Raw genomic sequence first — 23,541 nt, 5'->3', positions numbered from 1 at the left:
CTGCCCTGGCCGGGCGACGGCGCTCAGTCCCGGGACGCGCCCTCCGGCCATATGACGCGTACCGGCACGCCGCGCGCTCGGGCCTCGGCCACCACGTCCGCGGTGCCTCCATAGCCGCGCGCCGGCCGCCCGTCCCAGACCGCGTACAGCTCATCGACCTGGTCCAGCATGAATCTGCTCGCCTCCATGTGAGACTCGGAGGTGGACTCGAGGAAGCCCAGCCGGTGAACCACGCTCGCGGCGTCCATCAGCTCGTCGTACTCGGCATGACTCTCGGCGGGCAGCCCGTCCCGGTACTTCTCGGCGGGGACCACCACCTCCAGTGCATCGCCCAGCTCGATCACCGCACGGGCGAAGATCTGGTCGGCGCCGTCGGCGAGGCAGGAGATCCCGGTGACATTCGGCGCATGCCGAGCCAGCGCCTCACGGATGGCTTTGTCGATGAGTGCACTGGTCGCGGCGGACAGCCCGCGGTGGCCGGAGATCGCGATTCGCATGTGGTTGGCTGCTTTCTACAGGAGGACTGCACGGAGCTGATCGTCGAATGCCCTTACGTGAGTGGTGACGGGACCGGTATAGCGGTGGCGGAAGCGGCGAGCGCGTTGGATCACCCGCTCAGACTGGTAGGTGACGCCCACAGTCAGGGCTTCTTGCGCCAGCCGGAACGCCTCATCGAGGTCTCCCGCGATCAATCGCGCGGTGGCGATCTCGATCGCGAGTACACCGCGTTGCTTGTGGGCGGGCTGGGATGAAGACAGGGACTCGGCGAAGGCGGAGACCGCCTCTGCCGGGCGTTCCAATCTCACCATGGCGAGTGCGCGGTATCCGGCCAGTTTGGCGTGATCGAAGGGGAACACCCACGGCCACGGCGGCGCCGCGGTGCGCTGGCTGGCCTCTACGGCGGCCTCCGCCTCTCTCAGCGCTCTCCTGGCCTCCGGCTCGTTGCTCGCGGTGGCATGACCAAGGGCCGTCAGGCCGGCGAGCCAGGCCAGCGCGATCGCGGGCGGCCGGTTGCCGACTTCGCGACGGGCGGAGTTCAGCAGCGCGAGTCCGAGTGCTGGATCGTCGTTCTCGATGTCGAATGTCGCCAGGCTGCCCAGCATGTACGCCGCGAGCAGCGCGTGATCGGCCTTACGCGCCGCATCGATCGCGAGCCGGTAGTACGTGCGGGCGGTGCCGGTGTCGTGCATGTCGGCGTGGAGCCACGCGGTGAATCCGGCGGCCTCGCTGACCGCCGCGCAGAGGTCGGAGACGAACGGGGTCCCGGACGTACGGCTCAGAGTGCGCCTGGCCATTTCCACATGCGCCACCGCCGTGCGTGTCAGCTCTCGGGCGGGAGTGGTGGCCTCGAGGCGACGCTGCGCGCCGGTGATCGTGGTGAGGATGGATGCGGTGGCCTCGTCGGCCCTGTCGTGTCCCAACTGAGTGGCGATGGCGGCGAGCGCCATCGCCTTGCTGAAATCTCGCCGTTTCGTTTGATCGCCCTCTTCCAGAGTGTCGAACCGGAGCAGACGGATCGGTATTCCGATTTGGTGCGATATCGTCCGCACCTGGTCCAGGGTGAGTGGCTGCTTGCCGCGCAGAACCTTGGAAACCCAGCTCTGTGAGTACCCCACTGCCTCGGCAAGCTGCGCCTGTGTCCATCCGCGGACGTGCTGTACTTCGGTGAGTACAGCGGGAATGTCGCATTTCGCCAGGGCTCTGGCCACGGCGGGTGAAGACCAGAACTGAGGCGGCAGACTGCCGGATTCCCGATCCATGACTCTAGATTAGGCGCGACCAGCAGCGGCACCTCTATTCGTGAAGCGAATGGTTCCGGGCCTGATAGGACTACAGCATTCACGAGGCCGTGACGCACTGTGACGATCGATACATGGACGCACACGGTAACCGTAGGGAGCCGCCCGCGCCCCGATGGCCTAGCCGCTCCTTCGCGTCGCAGCGACATGGAGACGTGTCGCCAGGATCTGCGGGACACGGAAGCCCACCGCCCTATGTGATCGCTGACGCCACTCAGGACGTGGTCATCCGAGTTCGCTCCAGCCTGGCCGTTATGGTGGCACGAGAGGTGAAGAATCCGGTGGTCGCCGATCTCATTCGGGGCTGGGCCCTTCCTCGTTCCGCCGTGGAGGAGGCGGCTGTGGCACTGGACGGTACACCGTTGACGGATGAGGAATGGTCTTTGATCAGCGGTTCCCCTGCCTATTGCCCCGTATCGGGCGACGAGAGCGGATGTTGCTGATGGGCCATTCCGCATCCCTTCATGCCGCGCTGAAGTTGCGCCACGGTCTGCAAGCCCAGGGAATCGCAGCCGATGTGAACGGCGGTCACGGGCTGGCCGTGGTGTCGGTATGGATCGATTTCCTTGTGTGGACCGACGGCGAAGTGTTCTGGTGGCGGACCTCTTGGAACAGCAGGCATCGGCGATACACGATCGCCGTGAATGAGGCCGACGACCTGGAACGAGTCGTTCGGCGCATCGTCTTCCGGTACCACGAGTTGCGGCGCGGCGGCGCTCGTGATGGGCCGGGAGCGCCTCAGGCGGGTTGGTGATCGGTGCGAATTGATGCTGGCCGCCACCGTGGAGTCGTTCACGTCCTGGGAGATGGCGGCGGGTGATCCGGCTCAAGGATGAGTCCGTGGGGCGGTCGATCAGGGTGGTTCCCGCGCGGCGCGCCCTCGGATGGACCTGCATTGGCAGGTGATCGACGACCGTGGTAACCGGGCGGGTTGAGGGCGCCAGCGTCGGGCGAAGCCCGACACTGGAAGAGCGGCTGAGCGAAGCGAAGGCGATTTCCGCGCGCAGGGCGGTCCGGCAACTGGGTAACGAGGGGCGGGGCTGCTTACGCGCGAGGTAGGGGCGTGTCCGGGCGGTCTCCGGCCTGCCGGTACGACGCCGCTCGTACGGCAAGATCGACCGGACACGCCCCTTGAGGAAACGGGCGACGTAAGGGGGCGGACCGTCGCCCGGTTCCTCGTCCGGGGGTCAGGCGGCGTCGTGCAGGCGGTGTTCGCCGGTGTAGACGTTCATGGACGTGCCGCGGACGAAACCGAGGAGGGTCAGGCCCGACTCGGCGGCCAGTTCCACGGCCAGGGAGGACGGTGCGGAGACGGCGGCCAGGGCCGGGATGCCGGCCATGACGGCCTTCTGCACCAGTTCGAACGAGGCGCGCCCCGAGACCATCAGGACGCTCTCGCGCAGGGGCAGCCTGTCGGCGCGCAGTGCCCAGCCGACGAGCTTGTCCACGGCGTTGTGCCGGCCGACGTCCTCGCGGACGCACAGCGGCTCGCCGCCGGGGGTGAACAGGCCGGCGGCGTGCAGGCCGCCGGTGCGGTCGAAGACCCGCTGTGCCTCGCGGAGACGGCCGGGCAGGGCCGCGACCACGTCGGCGGAGAGGGTCAGCGGGTCGTCGCGGACCTCCCAGCGGGCGACCGTGCGCACGGCGTCGAGGCTGGCCTTGCCGCACACGCCGCACGACGAGGTGGTGTAGAAGTTGCGCTCCAGGCTGCCGGCCGGCTCCGGTACGCCCGGCGCCAGCCGTACGTCGAGCACGTTGTAGGTGTTGGACCCGTCCACGGTCGCGCCCGCGCAGTAGCGGATGGTGCTGACGTCGCCGGCCGCGCCCACGACCCCCTCGCTGACGAGGAAGCCGCAGGCGAGGTCGAAGTCGTCGCCGGGGGTGCGCATCGTGACCGTCAGGGGGCGGCCGTTGAGCCGGATCTCCAGCGGCTCCTCGGCCGCCAGCGAGTCGACCCGGTGGCTGTGGCCCGCCTCGCGCACCCGCAGGATGCGCCGCTTGGCGATGACCCGCGTCATCGATCAGTCCTTCTGCCCGGTGGGGACGTTCTGCACGTGCTGGAAGCCGAACCGGCCCTTGATGCACAGGTTGCCGTGGGTGACGGGGTTGTCGTGCGGCGAGGTGACCTTGACGATCTCGTTGTCCTGGACGTGCAGGGTCACGTTGCAGCCGACACCGCAGTACGCGCAGATTGTGGTGGTCTGCGTCTGCCTGCTCTCGTCCCAGGTGCCGGCGGCGCGCATGTCGAACTCGGTCTTGAACGACAGCGCCCCGGTCGGGCACACCTCCACGCAGTTGCCGCAGTAGACGCAGGCCGAGTCGGTCAGCGGCGCGTCGAACTCGGTGGAGATGTGGGAGTCGAAGCCCCGCCCGGCGACGGCGATGGCGAAGGTGTTCTGCCACTGCTCGCCGCAGGCGTCCACGCACTTGTAGCACATGATGCACTTGCCGTAGTCGCGGACGTACAGGTCGTTGTCCACCTTCGGCGGCTGTTCGACGGTGGCCGCGTCGGGGCCGAAGCGGGCGGGGTCGGCGCCGTACCGCTCCATCCACTCCTCGGCCCGGGGCGTGGTGGACAGGTCGGTGGAGGAGCCGAGCAGCTCCAGCACGAGCTTGCGGCTGTGCCGTACGCGCTCGCTGTCGGTGCTGATCACCATGCCCTGCTCCACCCGGCGGGAGCAGGCCGGGACGAGCGTGCGCGAGCCCTCGACCTCGACCATGCACACGCGGCACGCGTTCTTGGGCGTGAGCGTGTCGCCGTAGCAGAGCGTGGGGATGTCCTTCTTGCCGGAGCACGGCCCGGAGTCGCCGCAGGCGTCGAGGATCGTGGTGCCCTCGGCGACCCGCACCTCCTCGCCGTCCACGGTGATGTCGACGAGCCGGCGCGGCGGCCGGAGCGGGATGGTCATTTCGCCTCCGTCGAGGGGAACGTGGAGGGGGACGCCGGGGAGAAGACGCCGAGCCGGTCGATGGCCGACTCCACCGCGTTCCACGCGGTCTGCCCGAGCCCGCAGATGGACGCGTCGCGCATGGCCCGGCCGACCTCGCGCAGCAGGGCCAGGTCGCCCGAGTCCGGGCGCTTGGACAGCCTGATCAGGGCCTCCTCCTGGCGCACGGTGCCGACCCGGCACGGCACGCACTGGCCGCAGGACTCGTCGCGGAAGAACTCCGCGATGCGCAGCAGGATCTTGACCAGGTCGGCGCCGTCGTCCAGGACGAGCACCACCCCGGAGCCGAGGGTGGTGCCGGCCGCGCGGGTGCCCTCGAAGGTGAGCGGGATGTCCAGCTCGTCGGGCCGGACGAAGGCCCCGGCCGCGCCGCCGAGCAGTACGGCCCGCAGCGTACGGCCCTCGGGCACGCCGCCGGCCAGGGTCAGCAGGTCGCGCAGGGTGGCGCCGAAGGGCAGCTCGTAGATGCCGGGCCGGCGCACGTTGCCCGACAGGCAGAACAGCTTGGTGCCGGTCGAGCTCCCGGTGCCGATCGCGGCGTAGGCGGGCGCGCCGCCGAGCAGGATCGGCAGCACGTTGACCAGCGTCTCCACGTTGTTGACCACGGTCGGCTTGCCGAACAGGCCCTTCTCCACCGGGAAGGGCGGCTTGCTGCGCGGCTCGCCGCGCTGCCCCTCGATGGAGTTGAAGATCGCGGTCTCCTCGCCGCAGATGTACGCCCCCGCGCCGCGCCGCAGCTCGATGTCGAAGGCGTAGCCCTGGCCCATGACGTCCGCGCCGAGCAGGCCGCGCGAGCGCGCGGTCTCGATCGCGTGGGTCAGCCGGCGTATGGCGCGCGGGTACTCGCCGCGGATGTAGAGGTAGCCCTTGTGGCAACCGGTCGCGTAACCCGCGATCGTCATGGCCTCGACCAGCGCGAACGGGTCGCCCTCCATGATGACCCGGTCCTTGAACGTGCCCGGCTCGCTCTCGTCGGCGTTGCACACCAGGTAGTGCGGGTGGTCGGGCTGGCGGGCCGTGGCCTCCCACTTGCGGCCGGTGGGGAAGGCCGCGCCGCCCCTGCCCACCAGCCCGGAGTCGAGCACCTCACGGATGATCGCGGCCGGGCCGATCTCGAACGCCCGGCGCAGCGCGGCGTACCCGCCGTTGGCCCGGTAGTCGTCCAGGTCGCCGGGATCGACGACCCCGATCCGGCGCAGCAGCACCAGGCCGGGATCGCCGGCCTGCGGCACCGCGGCCTCGGCCGGCGGCTCTGCGCTCCCGGGCGTCTCGGACACGTCGGCGGGCCCGGTCTCCGGCGTCGCCGCGAGCTCGGCCGCGACGAGATCGGGTCCGGTGACCGGGCCGTGGACCGCCGAGGATGGCGGGTCGCCGGCCTGGAGCGCGAGCGCGGCGGGAGCGCGCTCGCACAGGCCCAGGCACGGGCTGTGCTGCCAGGACGACCCCGGGGGCCCCAGCCGTTCCTCCAGGGAGGCGCACAACCCGGCCGCCCCCTTGGCCTGGCAGACGAGATCGGTGCACACGTGCAGCACCCGGGCCGGGCGCGGCGTGACCGAGAACAGCGAGTAGAACGTGGCCACGCCGTACGCCTCGGCCGGCGGCACGGTCAGCCGGCGGCAGATGTAGTCGAGCGCGCCCTCGCTGATCCAGCCCACCCGGTCGTTGACCGCGTGCAGCGCGGGCAGCAGCAGGTCGCGCCGGCTCTCGGCGGCGGCGGCCACCCGCAGGTCCTCGTCGGTGCGCAGCCCGCCCTCCCACGCCGTGGCGGGCGGGCCGAGGAGCGCGTCAACGGCGGCGCGCTCCTCGTCGCTCGGTTCGGCGTCGCGGAACCGAAGATCCATCTGCGGGTCACCCGGCCTTCGCGGGGACGAGTTCTTCGCTCACCGGGGCGGTCAGCTTGTCGATGCGCACGGCCGCCGCCTTGAACTCGGCGGTGCCCGCGATCGGGCAGGTGGCCTCGATCGTCAGGGCGTTGGTGTCGACCTCGTCGGGGAAGTGGAAGGTCATGAACACCAGGCCGGGCCGCAGCGCCGGGTCGATGTAGACCGGGGCGACCACCGAGCCGCGCCTGGAGCTGATCCGCACCTCCTCACCGGCGGTCAGGCCGAGCCGCAGCGCGTCCTCCGGGCACACCTCGATGGTCTCGCCGCGGCGCAGCGGCGAGGCGAAGCCGGAGGACTGGACCCCGGTGTTGTAGGAGTCGAGGCGGCGGCCGGTGGTGAGCCGCAGCGGGAACTCCTCGTCCAGCTCGTCCACCGGCGGCGAGTGCTCCAGCACCGCGAACGGCGCCGGCATGCCGCGCTTGACCGGGTCGGTCTCCCACAGCCTGCCGTGCAGGAAGGGCGGCTCCAGCGAGTCCTCCGACGGGCAGGGCCACTGGATGCCCTGGTGCTCCTCCAGCCGCGCGTACGTCATGCCGGCGTGCACCGGGGACAGCGAGCGCAGCTCGTTCCACACCTCCTCGGCGCCGTCGTAGTGCCAGTCGTGGCCCAGCCGGCGCGCCAGCTCGCACAGGATCCAGATGTCGTCGCGCGCCTCGCCCGGCGGCTCCAGCGCCCGGCGTACGCGCTGCACCCTGCGCTCGGAGTTGGTGAAGGTGCCCTCGGTCTCGCACCACGCCGCGGTGGCGGGCAGCACGACGTCGGCCATCCGGGCGGTCTTGGTGAGGAAGATGTCCTGCACCACCAGGTGGTCGAGCATGCCCAGGCGCTTGATGCAGGCCAGGGAGTCGGCCTCGGACTGCACCGGGTTCTCGCCGATGATGTAGCAGGCGGTGACCTCGCCCTCGCCCATGGCCTCCAGCATCTGGGTGAGGTTGAGGCCGTGGCGCGGCTGGATCCTGGTGTTCCAGGCGCCCTCGAACTTGGCCCGGATCGCGGGGTCCAGGATCTCCTGGAAGCCGGGCAGCCGGTTGGGGATCGCGCCCATGTCGCCGCCGCCCTGCACGTTGTTCTGCCCGCGCAGCGGCGACAGGCCCGAGCCGTAGCGGCCCACGTGCCCGGTGAGCAGGGCCAGGTTGATCAGCGCGCGTACGTTGTCGGTGGCGTTGTGGTGCTCGGTGATGCCGAGCGTCCAGCAGAGCTGGGCCCGGTCGGCCCGCGCGTACGCGTGCGCCAGCTCCCTGATCGCGGACGCGGGGACGCCGGTGACCCGCTCGGCGACCTCCAGGGTCCACGGTTCCACGCAGCGCCGGAACTCCTCGAAGCCGGTGGTCGCCCGCTCGATGAAGGTGGTGTTGTGCAGGCCGGCGTGGATGATCTCACGGGCGATGGCGTGGGCGAGCGGGATGTCGGTGCCGACGTTGAGCCCGAGCCACAGGTCGGCCCACTGGGCGGTGCCGGTGCGGCGCGGATCGACCGCGAACATGCGGGCGCCGTTGTGGATGCCCTTCAGCACGTGCTGGAAGAAGATCGGGTGGGCGTTGCGCGCGGCGGAACCCCACATGATGATCACGTCGGTGTCCTCGACCTCCTGGTAGGAGGACGTGCCGCCGCCGCTGCCGAACACGGCCGACAGCCCGGCGACGCTGGGCGCGTGGCAGGTGCGGTTGCAGGAGTCGACGTTGTTGGTGCCGATCACCGCGCGGGTGAACTTCTGCGCCACGTAGTTCATCTCGTTGGTGGAGCGGGCGCACGACAGCATGGCGAACGCGTTGGGCCCGTGCGCCTCGACGTTGCGCCGGAACCCCTCGGCCGCGCGGTCGAGCGCCTCTTCCCAGGACGCCCGCCGCAACACGCCGTCTTCCCGGACCAGCGGATGGGTGAGCCGGTCATATGGCTCGGCGCGCTTGTTCTTCATGCCGATCCCTTCATCGAATTCTGTATGCAGCCTACGGTATTCACCGGCTCCCGTGCCGACAAGGTCACAGCGCCCTCGCCAGGGATGCCTGGGTGATCTGCTCGTTCAGCAGGTCGGCCACGGCGTGGATCGCGCGCAGGGTGGGGATGTCGGCGCCGGTCAGGTCGGCCAGCTCGACCACCGCGGCCAGGATCACGTCCAGTTCGAGCGGCTTGCCCTTCTCCAGGTCCTGGAGCGTGGAGGTCTTGTGCTCCCCGGCCCGTTCGGCGCCGGCCAGCCGCCGCTCGATGGAGATCCTGGGCTTGCAGCCGACGCGCTCGGCCACGTCCAGGGTCTCGCGCATCATCGCGACGACCAGCTCGCGGGCGCCGTCGTGGCGGCAGATGCCCGCCATGGTGGCCCGCGACAGCGCGCTGATCGGGTTGAAGGCGATGTTGCCCATCAGCTTGACCCAGATGTCGTGACGCAGGTCGGCCTCGACCGGGCACTTCAGCCCGCCCGCGACCATGGCCTCGCTGAACGCCTTGCACCGCTCGGAGATCGACCCGTCGGGCTCGCCGATGGAGAAGCGCGTGCCCTCAAGGTGGCGGATCACGCCCGGCGACTCGATCTCGGTCGCGGCGTACACGACGCAGCCGATCGCCCGCTCCAGCGGCAGCGCGGCGGTGACCGCGCCGCCCGGATCGACGCTCTCGATCCGGTAGTTCTCGTACGGCCCCGCCAGCTTGTGGAAGTACCACCACGGAATGCCGTTCTGGGCGGCGATCAGGCCGGTCTTGTCGTGCAGGAGCGGCTGGACCATGGGCCCGGCCGCGGCGTAGGAGTTGGCCTTCAGGCCGAGGAAGACGTAGTCGACAGGACCGACCTCCCGGGGGTCGTCGGTCGCGTTCGGGCGGGCGGAGAAGTCGCCACGCGGGCTCAGCACGCGCACCCCGGACTCGCGCAGCGCGCGAAGATGAGGACCGCGGGCGATCAGGTGGACTTCAGCACCGGCCCTGTGCAGGGCGGCGCCGACGTACGCGCCGATGGCGCCGGCGCCAAGAACAGCGACTCTCACAAATCAGCTCCCGTTCTCGCAGGCCCCTTGCATTCGGTATACAGTATGGAATTATGAGGGTCAAGGAAGGGGTGATCCCATGCAGGTGATCCCGGTGTCCGCCGGTGCGCCGCAGGGCGCGTCCGGCGCCCCGCCCGGCCCTCGTCGGAACCGTCAGAACCGTCCGAACCCCGCCGATCCCCGGCCCGGCACCGGCCGAGGCGGCGCCGGGCCCCGCCTGAGGAGGTGCGGCCCCGCGTGACGCGCAACTCGATCCGGGGCCCGGCCCGCAAGGGGAGCCGCGGCGCGGCGGCGGACATGCCCTGGGCGGAGGCCAGGGCGCTGGCGGCGGCGGTGGCCGGGCCGCTGCCACCGGCCGAGGTCCCACTGGCCGAGGCCGGCGGGCTGCGGCTCGCGGCCCCGGTGCGGGCACTGGCGCCCATCCCGGGCTTCGACACCGCGGCCATGGACGGCTACGCCGTCGCCGGCCCGCCGCCGTGGCGCGTCGTGGGCAGCGTGCTCGCGGGCCGGGTCGCGCACGAGGGCGTGCTGGCGCCCGGCACCGCGGTGGAGATCGCCACCGGAGCCGAGGTCCCGCACGGCGCCGACGCCGTGCTGCCCGTGGAGGGCGCGCTGCGCACGGGCGATCTGGTCAGGGGCGAGATCGCCCGCGGGCGGCACATCCGCCCGCGCGGCACCGACTGCCCGCAGGGGCGCGACCTGGTCACGGCCGGCGCCGTGGTCACCCCCGCGCTCCTCGGCCTGGCCGCGAGCGTCGGCCACGACACGCTCACGGTCCACCCGCCGCCCCGCGTGGCCGTCCTGGTCACCGGAGACGAAGTGGTCTCCACCGGCCTCCCCGGCCGGGGCCGGGTGCGCGACGCCATCGGCCCCATGCTCCCCGGCCTGCTGTCCTGGTCCGGCGCCCGCCTCGTACCGGCGCCCCTCCCGGACGCGGCCGGCCTGCCCGGCGGCGACCCGGGCACGGCCGGGTCCTGGCCTGGCCGGGACGCGGACCCGCCCGGTCGCGCTCCATACGCGGCCGGGGGCGGGGGAGCGGGCCGGGGCGGCGTGGCGGCCGGGGCGGAGGCGCCGGTCGTGCCGTGGGCTCGGGTGCGCGACTCGGTGGAGGCGTTGGCCGCGGCCGTGACGGCGGCGGGGGCGGCGGCCGACGTGGTGGTGGTGTGCGGGGCGTCCTCCAAGGGGCCCGCCGACCACCTCAGGCGGGTGCTGGCGGACCTCGGGGCCGAGGTCCTGGTGGCCGGCGTGGCATGCCGGCCGGGGCATCCGCAGGTGCTGGCCCGGCTGCCCGGCGGCCGGGTGCTGGTCGGGCTGCCCGGCAACCCGTTCGCGGCGCTGGTGGCGGCGATGACGCTGCTCGTGCCCGCGCTGCGCGCGCTCGGCGGGCGTACGCCGCCGGGGGCGCAGTGGTCGGCGCTGGCCGGTGACGTGCGGCCCCACCCGGCGCTGACCAGGCTGGTCGCGGTGCGGCGCGCCGAGGACGCCGCGGTGCCCGTGGGGCACGACCGGCCGGGCACCCTGTGGGGCGCGGCGCTCGCCGACGCCCTCGCGGTCGTGCCGCCCGGCTGGGGCGGCGCCCCTGTGGAGTTGGTCGAGCTGCCCTCGTGATTGCCGGGCCCAAGGTCTGGACATCCGTCGAGCGGCGCGATAACCATGGTACCGACCGCACATACGGTATGCAGTATGCAGGAGACTGGATGCCGCTCAGCGGCAAGTTAGGGAGAGGACCCCAATGACCAAGACTGCGCCCGAGAGCACACCCTCGCTCACGGTCCGCGAACCCGAGGTGATCTCCGGCGGCCATCTGGTGGCGAAAGCCCTGAAGGCCGAGGGCGTCGATGTGATCTTCACCCTGTGCGGCGGCCACATCATCGACATCTACGACGGTTGCGTAGACGAGGGCATCGATGTGGTAGACGTCCGCCACGAGCAGGTGGCGGCGCACGCTGCCGACGGGTACGCCAGGGTGACCGGGCGTCCCGGATGTGCGGTCGTCACCGCCGGTCCCGGCACGACCGACGCTGTGACCGGTGTGGCCAACGCGTTCCGCGCCGAGAGCCCGATGCTGCTCATCGGCGGGCAGGGCGCCCTCAGCCAGCACAAGATGGGCTCGCTGCAGGACCTGCCCCACGTGGACATGATGGCCCCCATCAGCAAGTTCTCCGCCACGGTGCCCGGCACCGAGCGGGTCGCCGACATGGTCTCGATGGCCTTCCGCGAGTGCTACCACGGCGCGCCCGGCCCGTCCTTCCTGGAGATCCCGCGCGACGTGCTGGACGCCAAGGTGCCGCTCGACCGGGCGCGCATCCCCAAGGCCGGCCACTACCGCGCCTCCACCAGGCAGGCGGGCGACCCCGCGGCCATCGAGCGCCTGGCCGACATGCTGGTGCACGCGAGCAAGCCGTGCATCCTGCTCGGCAGCCAGGTGTGGACCACCAGGGGCACCGACGCGGCGATCGAGCTGGTACGCGCGCTGAACGTGCCGGCGTACATGAACGGCGCGGGCCGCGGCACCCTGCCGCCCGGCGACCCGCACCACTTCCAGCTCTCCCGGCGCTACGCCTTCACCAACGCCGACCTGATCGTGATCGTCGGCACCCCCTTCGACTTCCGCATGGGCTACGGGCGCCGGCTCTCGCCGACCGCGACCGTCGTGCAGATCGACCTCGACTACCGCACCGTCGGCAAGAACCGCGACATCGACCTCGGCATCGTCGGCGACGCCGGGCTGATCCTGTCCCAGGTCACCCAGGCCGCGAGCGGTCGGCTCGGCAACGGCGCCGCCGGGCGCAAGGAGTGGCTGGAGGAGCTGCGCGCGGTCGAGACGCAGGCGTACGAGAAGCGGCTGCCCCGGCAGCTCTCCGACGCCGAGCCGATCGACCCCTACCGCCTGGTCCACGAGATCAACGAGTTCCTCACCGAGGACTCCATCTACATCGGCGACGGCGGCGACATCGTCACCTTCTCCGGCCAGGTCGTGCAGCCCAAGGCCCCCGGCCACTGGATGGACCCGGGCCCGCTCGGCACCCTCGGCGTGGGCGTGCCGTTCGTGCTGGCCGCCAAGTACGCCCGCCCCGACAAGGAGGTCGTGGCGCTGTTCGGCGACGGCGCGTTCAGCCTCACCGGCTGGGACTTCGAGACCCTGGTCCGCTACAACCTGCCGTTCGTCGGCATCGTCGGCAACAACTCCTCGATGAACCAGATCCGCTACGGCCAGATCCAGAAGTACGGCGAGGACCGCGGGCGCGTGGGCAACACGCTCGGCGACGTCCGCTACAGCGAGTTCGCCAAGATGCTGGGCGGCTACGGCGAGGAGGTCCGCAACCCCGCCGACATCCGGCCGGCCCTGGAGCGCGCCCGCGAGTCGGGCAAGCCGTCGCTGATCAACGTGTGGGTGGATCCGGAGGTCTACGCCCCCGGAACCATGAACCAGACGATGTACAAGTAGGAAGGCGTCATCGATGGGCAAGGCTCTGGAGGGCGTCCGCGTCCTCGACATGACCCACGTGCAGTCGGGCCCCTCGGCCACCCAGCTTCTCGCCTGGCTCGGCGCCGACGTCGTCAAGCTGGAGGCGCCGACCGGCGACATCACCCGCAAGCAGCTCCGTGACCTGCCGGGCGTGGACAGCCTGTACTTCACGATGCTCAACTGCAACAAGCGCAGCATCACGCTGAACATGAAGTCCCCCGAGGGCAAGGAGATCTTCACCGACCTGGTCCGCAGGTCCGACATCCTGGTGGAGAACTTCGGGCCGGGCGCCGTGGACCGCATGGGCTTCACCTGGGAGCGGCTGCAGGAGCTCAACCCGCGGCTCATCTACGCCTCGATCAAGGGCTTCGGCCCCGGCAAGTACGCCGACTACAAGGCGTACGAGGTGATCGCGCAGGCCATGGGCGGCTCGATGTCCACCACGGGGTTCGAGGACGGCCCGCCGCTGGCCACCGGCGCCCAGATCGGCGACTCCGGCACCGGCGTGCACACCGTGGCCGGCATCCTCGCCGCGCTCTATCAGCGCGAGCACACCGGCCGCGGCCAGCGGGTGCAGGTGGCCATGCAGCACGCGGTGCTGAACCTGTGCCGGGTGAAGCTGCGCGACCAGCAGCGGCTGGCGCACGGGCCGCTGGCGGAGTACCCCAACGAGGACTTCGGCGACTCGGTGCCCAGGTCGGGCAACGCCTCCGGCGGCGGCCAGCCCGGTTGGGCGGTGAAGTGCGCCCCCGGCGGGCCCAACGACTACATCTACGTCATCGTGCAGCCGGTCGGCTGGGCGCCGCTGGCCCGCATCATCGGCCGCCCGGAGCTGGCCGACGACCCCGAGTGGGCCACCCCCGAGGCGCGGCTGCCCAAGCTGGACAAGATGTTCCAGCTCATCGAGGAGTGGAGCAGCGGGCTGGGCAAGTGGGAGGCGCTTGAGGCGCTCAACGCCGAGAACATCCCGTGCGGGCCCATCCTGTCCACCAAGGAGCTGATCGAGGACCAGACGCTGCGCGACAACGGCCTGATCGTCTCGGTGGACCACCCCGAGCGCGGCACGTTCACCACCGTCGGCAGCCCGCTGCAGCTCTCCGACTCCCCGGTCGATGTGGTCCGGTCCCCCCTGCTCGGCGAGCACAACGAGCAGATCTACACCGAGGAGCTCGGCATCCCCGCCGACCGCCTGGCCGAGCTCAAGACGAACGGAGTGATCTAGGTCATGACCCACGACCGGACCGCGGTGCGCGAGATCCTGGAGAAGGCCAGGGCCGAGGGCCGCACCGCGCTGACCGCGCCCGAGGGCAAGCGCCTGTGCGACGCCTACGGCATCGCCACGCCGGGGGAGGGGCTGGCCACCTCCGCCGAGTCGGCCGCCGCGCTGGCCGCGGAGATCGGCTTCCCGGTGGTGCTGAAGGTGGTCTCGCCGGACATCCTGCACAAGACCGAGGCCGGCGGCGTGGTCGTCGGCGTTTCCGACGCCGAGGAGGCGCGGGCGGCGTACGAGAAGATCATCGCCAACGCGCGGGCGTACAACGCCGAGGCCGTGATCGACGGCGTCCAGGTGCAGCAGATGGTCGGCGGCGGCCAGGAGGTGATCATCGGCGCGGTGACCGACCCGACCTTCGGCAAGGTGGTCGCGTTCGGGCTCGGTGGCGTGCTCGTCGAGGTGCTGCGCGATGTGACCTTCCGATTGGCCCCGCTTTCGGGTGATGATGCACGAGGGATGCTCGATGACATCAGGGCGGCCGACGTGCTTGATGGGGTTCGAGGGGCCGAGCCGGTCGCTCGCGACGCCCTGGCGGACATGATCCGCAGGGTGGGCGACCTCGTCGGCGACTTCCCCGAGATCGCCGAGGTGGACCTCAACCCGGTCTTCGCCGACGCGCGCGGCGCCACCGCCGCCGACGTGCGCATCCTGCTGGCCGAGGGCCCGGTCGAGGAGCCGGCCCGGCTCTCGCGCGAGCAGATCCTGGCCTCGATGAACCGGATCTTCAAGCCGCGGGCGGTCGCGGTGATCGGGGCGTCCGCCGAGACCGGCAAGATCGGCAACTCGGTGATGCGCAACCTGATCAACGGCGGCTACCGGGGCCACATCTACCCGATCAACCCCAAGGCGAGCGAGATCCTCGGACTGCCCGCCTACCCCAGCATCTCGGCCGTGCCCGGCGAGGTGGACGTCGCGGTGTTCGCGATCCCGGCCAAGTTCGTGCCGGCCGCGCTGGAGGAGGTCGGCGCCAAGGGCGTGGCCGGGGCGATCATGATCCCGTCGGGCTTCGCCGAGACCGGCAACACCGAGGGCCAGGCCGAGATCGTGGAGATCGCCCGGCGGCACGGCGTGCGGATGCTCGGCCCCAACATCTACGGCTACTACTACACGCCCGAGAACCTGTGCGCGACGTTCTGCACCCCCTACGACGTCAAGGGCAACGTGGCGCTGACGTCGCAGAGCGGCGGCATCGGCATGGCGATCCTGGGCTTCAGCCGTACCAGCAAGATGGGGGTCTCGGCGATCGTCGGGGTCGGCAACAAGGCCGACGTGGACGAGGACGACCTGCTCACCTTTTTCGAGCAGGACGACAACACCGCCTGCATCGCCATGCACCTGGAAGACCTCAAGGACGGCCGGGGCTTCTTCGAGGTGGCCCGCAGGGTCGTGAGGAAGAAGCCGGTGATCGTGCTCAAGGCGGGCCGCACCGCCATGGGCGCCCGCGCGGCCAGCTCGCACACCGGGGCGCTGGCCGGCGACGACAAGGTCTACGACGACATCCTGCGCCAGGCCGGCGTGGTCCGCGCGCCCGGCCTGAACGACATGCTGGAGTACGCGCGGGCGCTGCCGATGCTGCCCACGCCGAAGGGCGAGAACGTCGTGATCATCACGGCTGCGGGTGGGTCGGGCGTGCTGCTGTCCGACGCCTGCGTGGACAACGGGCTCACCCTGATGGACATCCCGCCGGACCTGGACCAGGCGTTCCGCGCCTACATCCCGCCGTTCGGCGCGGCCGGCAACCCGATCGACATCACCGGTGGCGAGCCGCCGGCGACGTACGAGAACACGATCAGGCTCGGCATGACCGACCCGCGCATCGACGCGCTGATTCTGGGCTACTGGCACACGATCGTCACGCCGCCGATGGTGTTCGCCGAGCTCGCGGCGCGCGTGGTCGCCGAGTGCCGGGCCGCGGGCCACGACAAGCCGGTCGTGGCGTCGCTGGCGGGCGACACCGAGGTCGAGGCCGCCTGCGAGTACCTGTTCGACCGCGGCATCGTCGCCTACCCCTACACCACCGAGAAGCCGGTCGCCGTGCTCGGCGCCAAGTACCGCTGGGCCCGGGCGTCCGGGTCGATGGGCGGTTGATGGCCGGTTGATACGGGGCGGCCCGCCAAGCCGCCCCACTCATGAGCCAAGGGGGCCATCGGGGCAGTCACCCGGATCCGCAATTCTCCCGAGGAGGTCCAAAAGTGGACACTTCATCTAAACCGGCGGCAACACCACCGAACCCAGCGGCTGCCGCGCCGCCGGACCAGGAGGAACGGGTATGGCACGCGGGCAAGCTGGAGCCGATGCCCATCCGTGAACTGCCTGACGCGCCCCCATCGGTCCACCTCCTCGGCCCGACCGTGTTCCTCGTCGCGCTGGGCGTCGGCATGGGCGAGTCGTACATGTGGCCCCGCCTGGTGCTGCTGTTCGGGCCCGAGATCCGCTGGTTCTTCCTCATCGGCGTCACCCTCCAGGCCGTCGTGATGCTGGAGATGGCGCGCTACGCCATGGCCACCGGAGAGAGCATCTTCTTCGGCGCGGCCCGGGTGTTCAAGCCGCTCATGTGGTTCTTCTTCATCGTCGCCATCGCGGTCTACATCTGGCCCGGCCATCTGTCGGCGGGCGCGGCGGCCTTCGAGGAGATAACCGGCATACCGTGGACGGTCACGGCGGTCGTGGGACTGTTGCTGGTCGGGGTGGTGTTCAGCCTGGCCAAGGTCATCTACAACCTGCTGGAGAACGTGCTGTCGATCCTCATCGGCACGCTCGTGATCGGCACCGCGGTCGTCGCCTCCATCGTCGGCAGCTTCGACGACCTGACCAGCACCATCACCGGCATGTTCGCCATCGGCTACATCCCGGCCGAGGCCATGTCGGCCGAATGGTTCCCGGTCATCGTCGGCGCCTGCGCCTTCGCCGGCCCGTCGGGCATGCAGCAGATGTGGTACACGCTGCACCTGCGCGACTCCGGCGCCGGCATGGGCGCGCACATCCCGCGCATCCGCGGCCTGCGGCACGCCGGCGAGGAGGAGAGCATGCCCTCGCGGGGGTTCATGTTCGACACCGACAACCCCGCCGAGATGGCCAAGTGGAAGGGCTGGCGCCGGTGGGTGACCTTCGACGCCCTGCTGCTGTTCTGGGGCATCACGATGCTGGTCACGGTCGCCTTCACGGTGATCGCCCAGGCCGCGGCCCGGCAGAACCCGAACGTCCGGCAGGTCATCGAGTCCGGTGAGCGCGAGGCGGCGCTCAACGCGATGGCCGACTCCTTCGCCTCGGCGGGGGGCTCGGTCCTCGGCGCCGTCTTCCTCGGCTTCATCGCCCTGATCGGCCTGAACGCGACGCTGGGCCTGTTCGACTCCTTCTCCCGAGGGCAGGCGGACATGACCTACTTCTTCGTGCCCGGCGCGAAGAAGCTGCGGATGTCGCACCTGTACGCGGCGTTCCTGTGGGGCGTCATCATCTTCGGCATCCTGATCCTGCTGTTCGGTCCCGCCGAAGGGCCGAGCGGGATCCTGGACACGCTGGCGTTCCTGTCCACCTTCGCCATGGGCGCGTACTGCGTGACGCTCCTGCTGGTGAACAACAGAATGCTGCCCAAGCCGATCCGGCCGAAGTGGTGGACCAACGTGATCATCGGCTTCGGCGCGGTGTTCTACCTCGGCATGCTGTTCTACAGCCTGTTCCGGTTCGGCGTGGTCGTGGGCTGAGATGACCGCCGAACGTGTACGACGGCTCGGCGAGCTCGCGGTCCCCGGGTTCGCCATCGGAGTCACGGCCGGCCTGATCGCCGGCGGACTGTCCCTGCTCGCGGGGCAGCCCGCCGGCTGGGCCCTGGCCTCGCTGGTGACGCTCGGCGTCCCGCTCGCGATCTTCGGTGGCGGCTACGGCGTGCTGATGGCCCGCGGGGTGTTCAAGCCCGGGGTGTTCGCCACGGCCGGGCTCTACTGGCTGGTGGCCTTCCCGGTCGCCCGGCTGAGCCAGGAGGCCGGCACGAGCACCCTCGTCTCCGGCGCCCCGCACCTGCGGGAGGACCTGCTGTCCTTCCTGGCCTACCAGGGCCTGGTCAGCCTGGGCTTCGCCATCGGCTTCGTGTGGATGCACGAGCGGGTCACCCCCCACTGGCTCATGCGCATCCAGGATCGCAATCCCGACGCGCGGCTGCTGCTGGAGAGGTACGTCCAGCACGCGGAGATGCTGTGGCGGGCCAAACAGGCCCGCCGCGCGGCCCGCGCCGCACGTCGCGGGCGCACCGGCCCCCCGTCGGCCGGCGCGTCCTCCGGAGCCCGCGCCCCCGCGGGCCGCGGCTCCGGGAACGGTCGCTCCGGTACGCGACCCCGCACCGGCAGCGGGGCTCGCGGCACCTCTGGAACTCGTGGTGACGCCGCCGCCCGTAGCAAAGGAGTGAAATGAGCCTGCCCACGTGGGTCTGGATCGTGACGATCGTGGGATTCGCGGCGATTATCGCCGGAGATTTCTATCTTGTCGCCCGCAATCCACGGGAGCCTTCCTTTCGTGAATGCACCCTGTGGGTGTCCTTCTACGTCGGCCTCGCGATCACCTTCGGCATCGGCGTCCTGATTTTCGCGGGACCCGGATACGGCGGGGAGTTCTTCGCCGGCTGGCTCACCGAGTACTCCCTCAGCGCCGACAATCTGTTCGTCTTCATTCTGATCATGAGCAGATTCGCGGTGCCCCGGGAGTATCGCCAGAAGGTCCTTCTCATCGGAATCGTGATCGCCCTTGTCATGCGCGGCGTCTTCATCGCCATCGGCGCGGAGGCGGTGAGCCGGTTCGACTGGCTGTTCTACCTGTTCGGCGCGTTCCTCATCTACACCGCGTGGAAGCTGATCGGCCACGAGGAAGAGGAGGCGGAGTTCTCCGAGAACATCGCCCTGCGCACCGTACGCCGGGTCCTGCCCACCACCGACCGCTACCACGGCGCCTCCATGACCGTCCGGATCGACGGGCGCCGCCTGGTCACCCCGATGCTGATCGTGATGGTCGCGATCGGCACCACCGACCTGCTGTTCGCCCTCGACTCCATCCCCGCGATCTTCGGCCTGACCAAGGAGCCGTACCTCGTCTTCACGGCGAACGCCTTCGCGCTCATGGGCCTGCGCCAGCTCTACTTCCTGATCGGCGGCCTGCTGGACCGGCTGATCTACCTCAGCAAGGGGCTGGCCCTCATCCTCGCCTTCATCGGCGTCAAGCTGGTCCTGGAGGCCCTGCACCACGACGGCGTCTCCTGGGCCCCGGAGATCCCCATCATGCTCTCGCTGGGCGTGATCATCGGCACCCTGGTGATCACGGCCGCCGCCAGCCTGATCAAGACCCGCCGCGACCGCGTCCGCGAGGCCGCGTCCGCCGAGCGGCAGCCGGCCGAGGTGGACTGACCCCGCCTCGGCCGGGCCCACCCCCATCCCGCCGCCCGCCCGCGCGAGATCCGCAGGGCGGGCGGCACCTCCATCCGGCCCTCGGTCACGCTGACGCCCGGCCGCGGATGACGCGGCCGGGCGGGAGTGCTCATGGGGCCCGGTGCTCATGGGCCCGGTGCTCATGGGGCCCAGTGCTCATGGGGCCCGGTGCTCATGGGGCCCAGTGCTCATGGGGCCCGGTGCTCATGGGGCCCGGTGCTCATGGAACCGTGGGCCCGGGGGAGCGGGCCCGCTCTCGGAGCGGCGCGCGGGTGGCGGTGGCCGCGGGAGCGGAGGCCGCCGGGTGCGGGGCCGGCGCCCGAATGGGGCGCGGGGGGCGGCGCGGGCGTTCGCGCCCTGCGCGGCGGTCGCGCACCTCGTGGGATGCGGGGCGCCTACCGGGGGTGGCCCTGGGGGGTGAGGACGGGCCTGCCGGTCAGCGGCGGATGCCGAGGGACTCGTCGGCGGCCCAGCGGCGCAGGTGGCGCTCGGCGTCGTCGGCGTTGATGCGCATGCTCTCCTGCTGCTTGGCCAGGGCCGTGGCCAGGCCCAGGCCCAGGACGCGGCCGTCGGCCACGTATCCGCGCGGCCGTCTCAGGGAACGCCGCAGGTTTTCGAGAATGTTCGGCATTTTTCTTACCTCCTTTACTTGTAACAGATCTTCCGCCCCGCTTGTTTCCGCGGGGCGGGCTCAATGTGAAATCCGGGTCAAGTTGCCGAGCGGGTGCGCCGGCGGCGCGCCGGGGCCGGTTCGACCGGGGCCTCGTCGGTGCGCTGCTCCAGGTAGGAGCGGCGGGTGTGCTCGGTGTGCTCGCGCATGATCTCGGCCGCGCGTGGGCTGTCGCCGGCCTCGATCGCGTCGATCAGGGCGGCGTGCTCCTCCCAGGACTTGGCGCCGCGGTGGCGGGCCACCGGGGTGTAGTACCAGCGGACCCGGCGGGACACCTGGGCGGCCAGCTCGGCCAGCACCTTGTTGCCCGACATCTCGGTGACGTAGGCGTGCAGCTCGGCGTTCGCGGCCACGGCGCCGTCGATGTCGCCGGACTCGTTGGCGGCGGCGCCGCGGGCGCAGATGTCGCGGAGGCGGGCCGTGCCCTCGGGGGTGGTGTTGAGCGCGGCGAGCCGGGCCGACTCGGTCTCCAGCAGGCCGCGCACGGCGAGGAGCTGGTCGGCCTCCTCGTGGGTGGGCAGGTGCACGAAGGCGCCCTGCCCCGGGCGCAGATCGACCCAGCCCTCGCCGCTGAGAAGCTGCAGTGCCTCGCGGACGGGCTGGCGGGAGACGCCGAGGAGATCGGCGAGCTCGCTTTCCACCAAATGCTGGCCGGGGCGCAGGCTTCCTGTGATTATGAGTTCGAGGATGGCCTCGAAGACGCTTTCTCGTAGCGGGACCGGCCGGGCGATTCTCTGGGCAGACAATTCGGTGCGCAACATTTCTCAGCTCCAATGAGATGGGCGACCGGGTGCCTGGCTGATGAATTTCTCCCTGCTCCAGTCGACTGCGTACAGTATACCGCGTGCGAAAGCACGCTCTCCGTGAACCCGGTCACACACCGCTTTCACCGATCACGGACGGGCGGCGTGCGTGATCGGCAATGTATTGGGCCTTCCGGGCTGCCGCAGCCGGCGGGCGAGCGCGATCGTGACGGCGGCCATGGCGGCGGCGGCCCAGCAGGCGGCCGGCGACGCCGAAGCGGCCAGCGACACGGTGGCCATGCCCGCGCCGAGGAGGCCGCCGATCCCCTTGGCGGCGTAGATGACGCCGTGGATCTCGGCGGTGCGTGCCTCGCCGAAGTACTCCCTGACCAGGCCGGCGATGAGCGGGTAGAACCCGCCGCCGCCCAGGCCCGCGAACAGCACGAAGGCCGCCAGCGTGACGCCGGAGCCGCCGGCGAGGGCCCCCGCGAGGGCGGCCTGGCCGATGGCGAGCGAGGCCAGGACCAGGGTCAGCGCGGCGCGGCGGCCGATGCGCTCCGACAGCGCGACCGAGGCGGCCCGGCCCGCGCCGTTCAGCGCGATCAGCCCGGCGGCGGCGGCCACCGTGGCGGCCACGCCGTGCGCGGACGCCAGGGTGGCGACGACGGCGACGTTGAACAGCGAGACGGCGCCGGCCAGCACCAGGATCGCGCTCATGGTGAACAGGGCCGGGGTGCGCAGCGCCTCGCCCGCGGAGAACTCGCGTACGGCCCTGGGGTTGCACCGCAGGGCCGGGTTGACGCGGCCGTCGAGCGCCCAGGCGCGCGGATCGATGTGCGCGGGCCACCACCGCGCCGGCGGCAGGCGCAGCAGCAGGGCGGCCACGGCCACGACCGCGCCGACCGCCACCGCGGCGACGTCGAGCACCGCGGTCACCGAGCCGGGGCCGGCGAGGTGGGCCGCCACGACGAAGGGCACCGCGCCGTACGCGAACGCCCCGGTCACCTGGCTGACCCGGGCGGCGGAGCGCTCGGGGTACCAGCGTGCGACGACGGAGCTGCAGGTCGCGTAGACCAGGCCGCCGCCGAAGCCGCCGAGCAGGGAGTAGCCCGCGAACGCCCACAAGGGGTCGGACAGGTGGGCGAGCGCGAGCAGCCCGGCCGCGCACAGCGCGGCGCCGGCGAGCAGGGTCGCGCGCGGGCGGGCGCCGCGCCGCTCCATCGCGGCCGCCGTCGGCAGGCCGACCGCCGCCTGACACAGCGCCCACCCGGCCAGCAGCCACAGCGCCTGGGTGATCCCCCAGCCGCGCGCGGCGGCGACGACGGGGAGGGCCGCGCCGTAGCCGTACTGGAGGACGCCGATCGCGCCCATGGCGGCCCCGGCGGGCCACAGCATCGCCGACCTGGGGCGATTGAGGATCTGCTCGGGGGTGACGTCGGTGAGGTAGACCCGGCCGCGCCAGTCGGTGACCTCACGGCCTCGCACTGTCTTCTCCATACTGTATGTAATATGCAATCGCCCTGGCCCTTGTCGAGACCTAGACGACCCTTTTTCCATACGGTATACAGTCTACCAAGGTCGTACGGTGGAGGCGAGGTAACGCGTGGATCTGTACGAATACCAAGCGAAGGCACTCTTCGCGGCGCACGGAGTCCCGGTGCTCCCCGGAAGGGTGGCCACGACCCCCGCCCAGGCCCGCGAGGTCGCCACGGAGCTGGGCGTCCCCGTCGTGGTCAAGGCCCAGGTGAAGACCGGAGGGCGCGGCAAGGCCGGGGGCGTGCGCCCGGCGCCCGGCCCCTCCTCGGCCGAGGAGACGGCCCGCGACATCCTCGGCATGGACATCAAGGGCCACGTCGCCCGCAGCGTGCTGGTCGAGGCCGCGCAGGTGGTGACCGACGAGTTCTATCTGGCGTTCCTGCTCGACCGCGCCGAGCGCACGTTCATCGTCATGTGCTCGGCCGCGGGCGGCATGGACATCGAGGAGGTGGCGGCGACCCGGCCCGAGGCGCTGGTGAAGCTGCCGGTCGATCCCGTCGAGGGGATCGGCGCCGAGGACGCGCGCCGCCTCGCGGCCCAGGCGGGGCTGCCCGCCCAGGTGATCGAGCCCGCCGCCGAGGCGATCGTGCGGCTGTGGCAGGTGTTCAAGCGCGAGGACGCCACGCTGGTCGAGGTCAACCCGCTGGCCGCGACCTCCGACGGGCGGATCATCGCGCTCGACGGCAAGGTGACGCTGGACGACAACGCCGCCTTCCGCCAGCCCGACCACGAGGCTCTGGCCGACAAGGCCAGCGAGGACCCGCTGGAGGCCGCGGCCAAGGCCAAGGACCTCAACTACGTCAAGCTGGACGGGTCGGTGGGCATCATCGGCAACGGCGC

The 23,541-nt window shown here is 71.2% G+C and carries 19 protein-coding genes; 9 read left to right on the top strand and 10 right to left on the bottom strand.

Annotated features, from left to right (window positions below; all coding sequences use genetic code 11):
• Nucleotides 1-23: 23 nt before the first annotated feature.
• Together HNP84_RS37970 and HNP84_RS37965 are read right to left on the bottom strand one after the other, a co-directional pair.
• Nucleotides 24-497 carry a hypothetical protein gene (locus HNP84_RS37970; RefSeq protein WP_185054875.1) on the bottom strand — a complete coding sequence of 158 codons (474 nt, stop codon included), beginning with the start codon at nt 495-497 and terminating at the stop codon, nt 24-26.
• A gap of 15 nt (nt 498-512) precedes the next feature.
• Nucleotides 513-1,760, bottom strand: coding sequence for a helix-turn-helix domain-containing protein (locus HNP84_RS37965; protein WP_221337274.1), 1,248 nt, complete (start codon nt 1,758-1,760; stop codon nt 513-515).
• Between the two features lie 472 nt (nt 1,761-2,232).
• On the opposite strand from HNP84_RS37965, the gene HNP84_RS37960 reads away from it, so the two are divergent.
• Nucleotides 2,233-2,553 (top strand): hypothetical protein, encoded by a 321-nt coding sequence (locus tag HNP84_RS37960; RefSeq protein ID WP_185054874.1) that lies wholly within the window; start codon nt 2,233-2,235, stop codon nt 2,551-2,553.
• Between the two features lie 433 nt (nt 2,554-2,986).
• On the opposite strand, the gene fdhD is transcribed toward HNP84_RS37960, so the two are convergent.
• The 5 genes from fdhD to HNP84_RS37935 all read right to left on the bottom strand — a co-directional run bounded on the left by fdhD (nt 2,987) and on the right by HNP84_RS37935 (nt 9,602).
• Nucleotides 2,987-3,817: a formate dehydrogenase accessory sulfurtransferase FdhD gene (gene fdhD / locus HNP84_RS37955; RefSeq protein ID WP_185054873.1), complete on the bottom strand. Its 831-nt coding sequence runs from the start codon at nt 3,815-3,817 to the stop codon at nt 2,987-2,989.
• Nucleotides 3,818-3,820: 3 nt separating this feature from the next.
• Nucleotides 3,821-4,708, bottom strand: a complete 888-nt coding sequence (locus HNP84_RS37950) for a 2Fe-2S iron-sulfur cluster-binding protein (protein WP_185054872.1) — start codon at nt 4,706-4,708, stop codon at nt 3,821-3,823.
• On the bottom strand, nt 4,705-6,588 hold the full coding sequence (locus HNP84_RS37945) for an NAD(P)H-dependent oxidoreductase subunit E (protein WP_185054871.1): 1,884 nt from the start codon (nt 6,586-6,588) through the stop codon (nt 4,705-4,707). The genes HNP84_RS37950 and HNP84_RS37945 overlap by 4 nt, the downstream gene beginning before the upstream one ends.
• 7 nt (nt 6,589-6,595) lie before the next feature.
• The gene (locus HNP84_RS37940; RefSeq protein WP_185054870.1) at nt 6,596-8,545 is read right to left on the bottom strand and encodes a molybdopterin oxidoreductase family protein; all 1,950 of its coding nucleotides are present in this window, start codon (nt 8,543-8,545) and stop codon (nt 6,596-6,598) included.
• 64 nt (nt 8,546-8,609) lie between these two features.
• A complete protein-coding gene (locus HNP84_RS37935; RefSeq protein ID WP_185054869.1) occupies nt 8,610-9,602 on the bottom strand; it encodes a 2-dehydropantoate 2-reductase in 993 nt (330 codons plus the stop codon).
• Between the two features lie 237 nt (nt 9,603-9,839).
• Between HNP84_RS37935 and HNP84_RS37930 the strand changes: the two genes are divergently transcribed.
• The 7 genes from HNP84_RS37930 to HNP84_RS37900 all read left to right on the top strand — a co-directional run bounded on the left by HNP84_RS37930 (nt 9,840) and on the right by HNP84_RS37900 (nt 19,731).
• Nucleotides 9,840-11,210: a molybdopterin molybdotransferase MoeA gene (locus HNP84_RS37930; protein WP_312926667.1), complete on the top strand. Its 1,371-nt coding sequence runs from the start codon at nt 9,840-9,842 to the stop codon at nt 11,208-11,210.
• A gap of 124 nt (nt 11,211-11,334) precedes the next feature.
• Nucleotides 11,335-13,050: a thiamine pyrophosphate-binding protein gene (locus HNP84_RS37925; RefSeq protein WP_185054868.1), complete on the top strand. Its 1,716-nt coding sequence runs from the start codon at nt 11,335-11,337 to the stop codon at nt 13,048-13,050.
• 13 nt (nt 13,051-13,063) lie between these two features.
• Nucleotides 13,064-14,293 carry a formyl-CoA transferase gene (frc, locus tag HNP84_RS37920; protein WP_185054867.1) on the top strand — a complete coding sequence of 410 codons (1,230 nt, stop codon included), beginning with the start codon at nt 13,064-13,066 and terminating at the stop codon, nt 14,291-14,293.
• 3 nt (nt 14,294-14,296) lie between these two features.
• Nucleotides 14,297-16,432, top strand: a complete 2,136-nt coding sequence (locus HNP84_RS37915) for an acetate--CoA ligase family protein (protein ID WP_185054866.1) — start codon at nt 14,297-14,299, stop codon at nt 16,430-16,432.
• Nucleotides 16,433-16,638: 206 nt separating this feature from the next.
• Nucleotides 16,639-18,045: an Nramp family divalent metal transporter gene (locus tag HNP84_RS37910; protein WP_246519216.1), complete on the top strand. Its 1,407-nt coding sequence runs from the start codon at nt 16,639-16,641 to the stop codon at nt 18,043-18,045.
• A gap of 1 nt (nt 18,046) precedes the next feature.
• On the top strand, nt 18,047-18,748 hold the full coding sequence (locus tag HNP84_RS37905; protein WP_185054864.1) for a hypothetical protein: 702 nt from the start codon (nt 18,047-18,049) through the stop codon (nt 18,746-18,748).
• Nucleotides 18,745-19,731, top strand: coding sequence for a TerC family protein (locus HNP84_RS37900; RefSeq protein ID WP_185054863.1), 987 nt, complete (start codon nt 18,745-18,747; stop codon nt 19,729-19,731). Before HNP84_RS37905 ends, HNP84_RS37900 begins: the two co-directional genes overlap by 4 nt.
• A 457-nt stretch (nt 19,732-20,188) precedes the next feature.
• Here the strand turns inward: HNP84_RS37900 and HNP84_RS37895 are convergent, their stop codons facing one another.
• The 3 genes from HNP84_RS37895 to HNP84_RS37885 form a co-directional block, all read right to left on the bottom strand.
• Complete coding sequence (locus HNP84_RS37895) at nt 20,189-20,383, bottom strand: hypothetical protein (protein WP_185054862.1); 195 nt, start codon at nt 20,381-20,383, stop codon at nt 20,189-20,191.
• A gap of 77 nt (nt 20,384-20,460) precedes the next feature.
• Nucleotides 20,461-21,183, bottom strand: coding sequence for a GntR family transcriptional regulator (locus tag HNP84_RS37890; protein ID WP_185054861.1), 723 nt, complete (start codon nt 21,181-21,183; stop codon nt 20,461-20,463).
• 132 nt (nt 21,184-21,315) lie between these two features.
• Complete coding sequence (locus HNP84_RS37885; RefSeq protein WP_185054860.1) at nt 21,316-22,662, bottom strand: MFS transporter; 1,347 nt, start codon at nt 22,660-22,662, stop codon at nt 21,316-21,318.
• A gap of 106 nt (nt 22,663-22,768) precedes the next feature.
• Here HNP84_RS37885 and HNP84_RS37880 point away from each other — a divergent pair.
• Nucleotides 22,769-23,541, top strand: a 773-nt coding sequence (locus tag HNP84_RS37880) for an ATP-grasp domain-containing protein (RefSeq protein WP_185054859.1), incomplete at its 3' end; no start/stop codon positions are given.

It is taken from the genome of Thermocatellispora tengchongensis (assembly GCF_014202315.1).
In the GTDB taxonomy this organism is placed as follows: Bacteria; Actinomycetota; Actinomycetes; order Streptosporangiales; family Streptosporangiaceae; genus Thermocatellispora; species Thermocatellispora tengchongensis.
The sequence above is the reverse complement of the archived record's forward strand: the minus strand, read 5'-3'. Positions and strand labels throughout refer to the sequence as shown.

Bases quoted from the DNA above. Each gene is read 5' to 3' on its own strand.
- HNP84_RS37885 (WP_185054860.1), bottom strand. From the start codon at position 22,662: ATGGAGAAGACAGTGCGAGGCCGTGAGGTCACCGACTGGCGCGGCCGG.
- HNP84_RS37970 (WP_185054875.1), bottom strand. From the start codon at position 497: ATGCGAATCGCGATCTCCGGCCACCGCGGGCTGTCCGCCGCGACCAGT.
- HNP84_RS37965 (WP_221337274.1), bottom strand. From the start codon at position 1,760: ATGGATCGGGAATCCGGCAGTCTGCCGCCTCAGTTCTGGTCTTCACCC.
- HNP84_RS37910 (WP_246519216.1), top strand. From the start codon at position 16,639: ATGCCCATCCGTGAACTGCCTGACGCGCCCCCATCGGTCCACCTCCTC.
- HNP84_RS37895 (WP_185054862.1), bottom strand. From the start codon at position 20,383: ATGCCGAACATTCTCGAAAACCTGCGGCGTTCCCTGAGACGGCCGCGC.
- HNP84_RS37915 (WP_185054866.1), top strand. From the start codon at position 14,297: ATGACCCACGACCGGACCGCGGTGCGCGAGATCCTGGAGAAGGCCAGG.
- frc (WP_185054867.1), top strand. From the start codon at position 13,064: ATGGGCAAGGCTCTGGAGGGCGTCCGCGTCCTCGACATGACCCACGTG.
- HNP84_RS37950 (WP_185054872.1), bottom strand. From the start codon at position 4,708: ATGACCATCCCGCTCCGGCCGCCGCGCCGGCTCGTCGACATCACCGTG.
- HNP84_RS37945 (WP_185054871.1), bottom strand. From the start codon at position 6,588: ATGGATCTTCGGTTCCGCGACGCCGAACCGAGCGACGAGGAGCGCGCC.
- fdhD (WP_185054873.1), bottom strand. From the start codon at position 3,817: ATGACGCGGGTCATCGCCAAGCGGCGCATCCTGCGGGTGCGCGAGGCG.
- HNP84_RS37940 (WP_185054870.1), bottom strand. From the start codon at position 8,545: ATGAAGAACAAGCGCGCCGAGCCATATGACCGGCTCACCCATCCGCTG.
- HNP84_RS37925 (WP_185054868.1), top strand. From the start codon at position 11,335: ATGACCAAGACTGCGCCCGAGAGCACACCCTCGCTCACGGTCCGCGAA.
- HNP84_RS37890 (WP_185054861.1), bottom strand. From the start codon at position 21,183: ATGTTGCGCACCGAATTGTCTGCCCAGAGAATCGCCCGGCCGGTCCCG.
- HNP84_RS37960 (WP_185054874.1), top strand. From the start codon at position 2,233: ATGTTGCTGATGGGCCATTCCGCATCCCTTCATGCCGCGCTGAAGTTG.
- HNP84_RS37900 (WP_185054863.1), top strand. From the start codon at position 18,745: ATGAGCCTGCCCACGTGGGTCTGGATCGTGACGATCGTGGGATTCGCG.
- HNP84_RS37905 (WP_185054864.1), top strand. From the start codon at position 18,047: ATGACCGCCGAACGTGTACGACGGCTCGGCGAGCTCGCGGTCCCCGGG.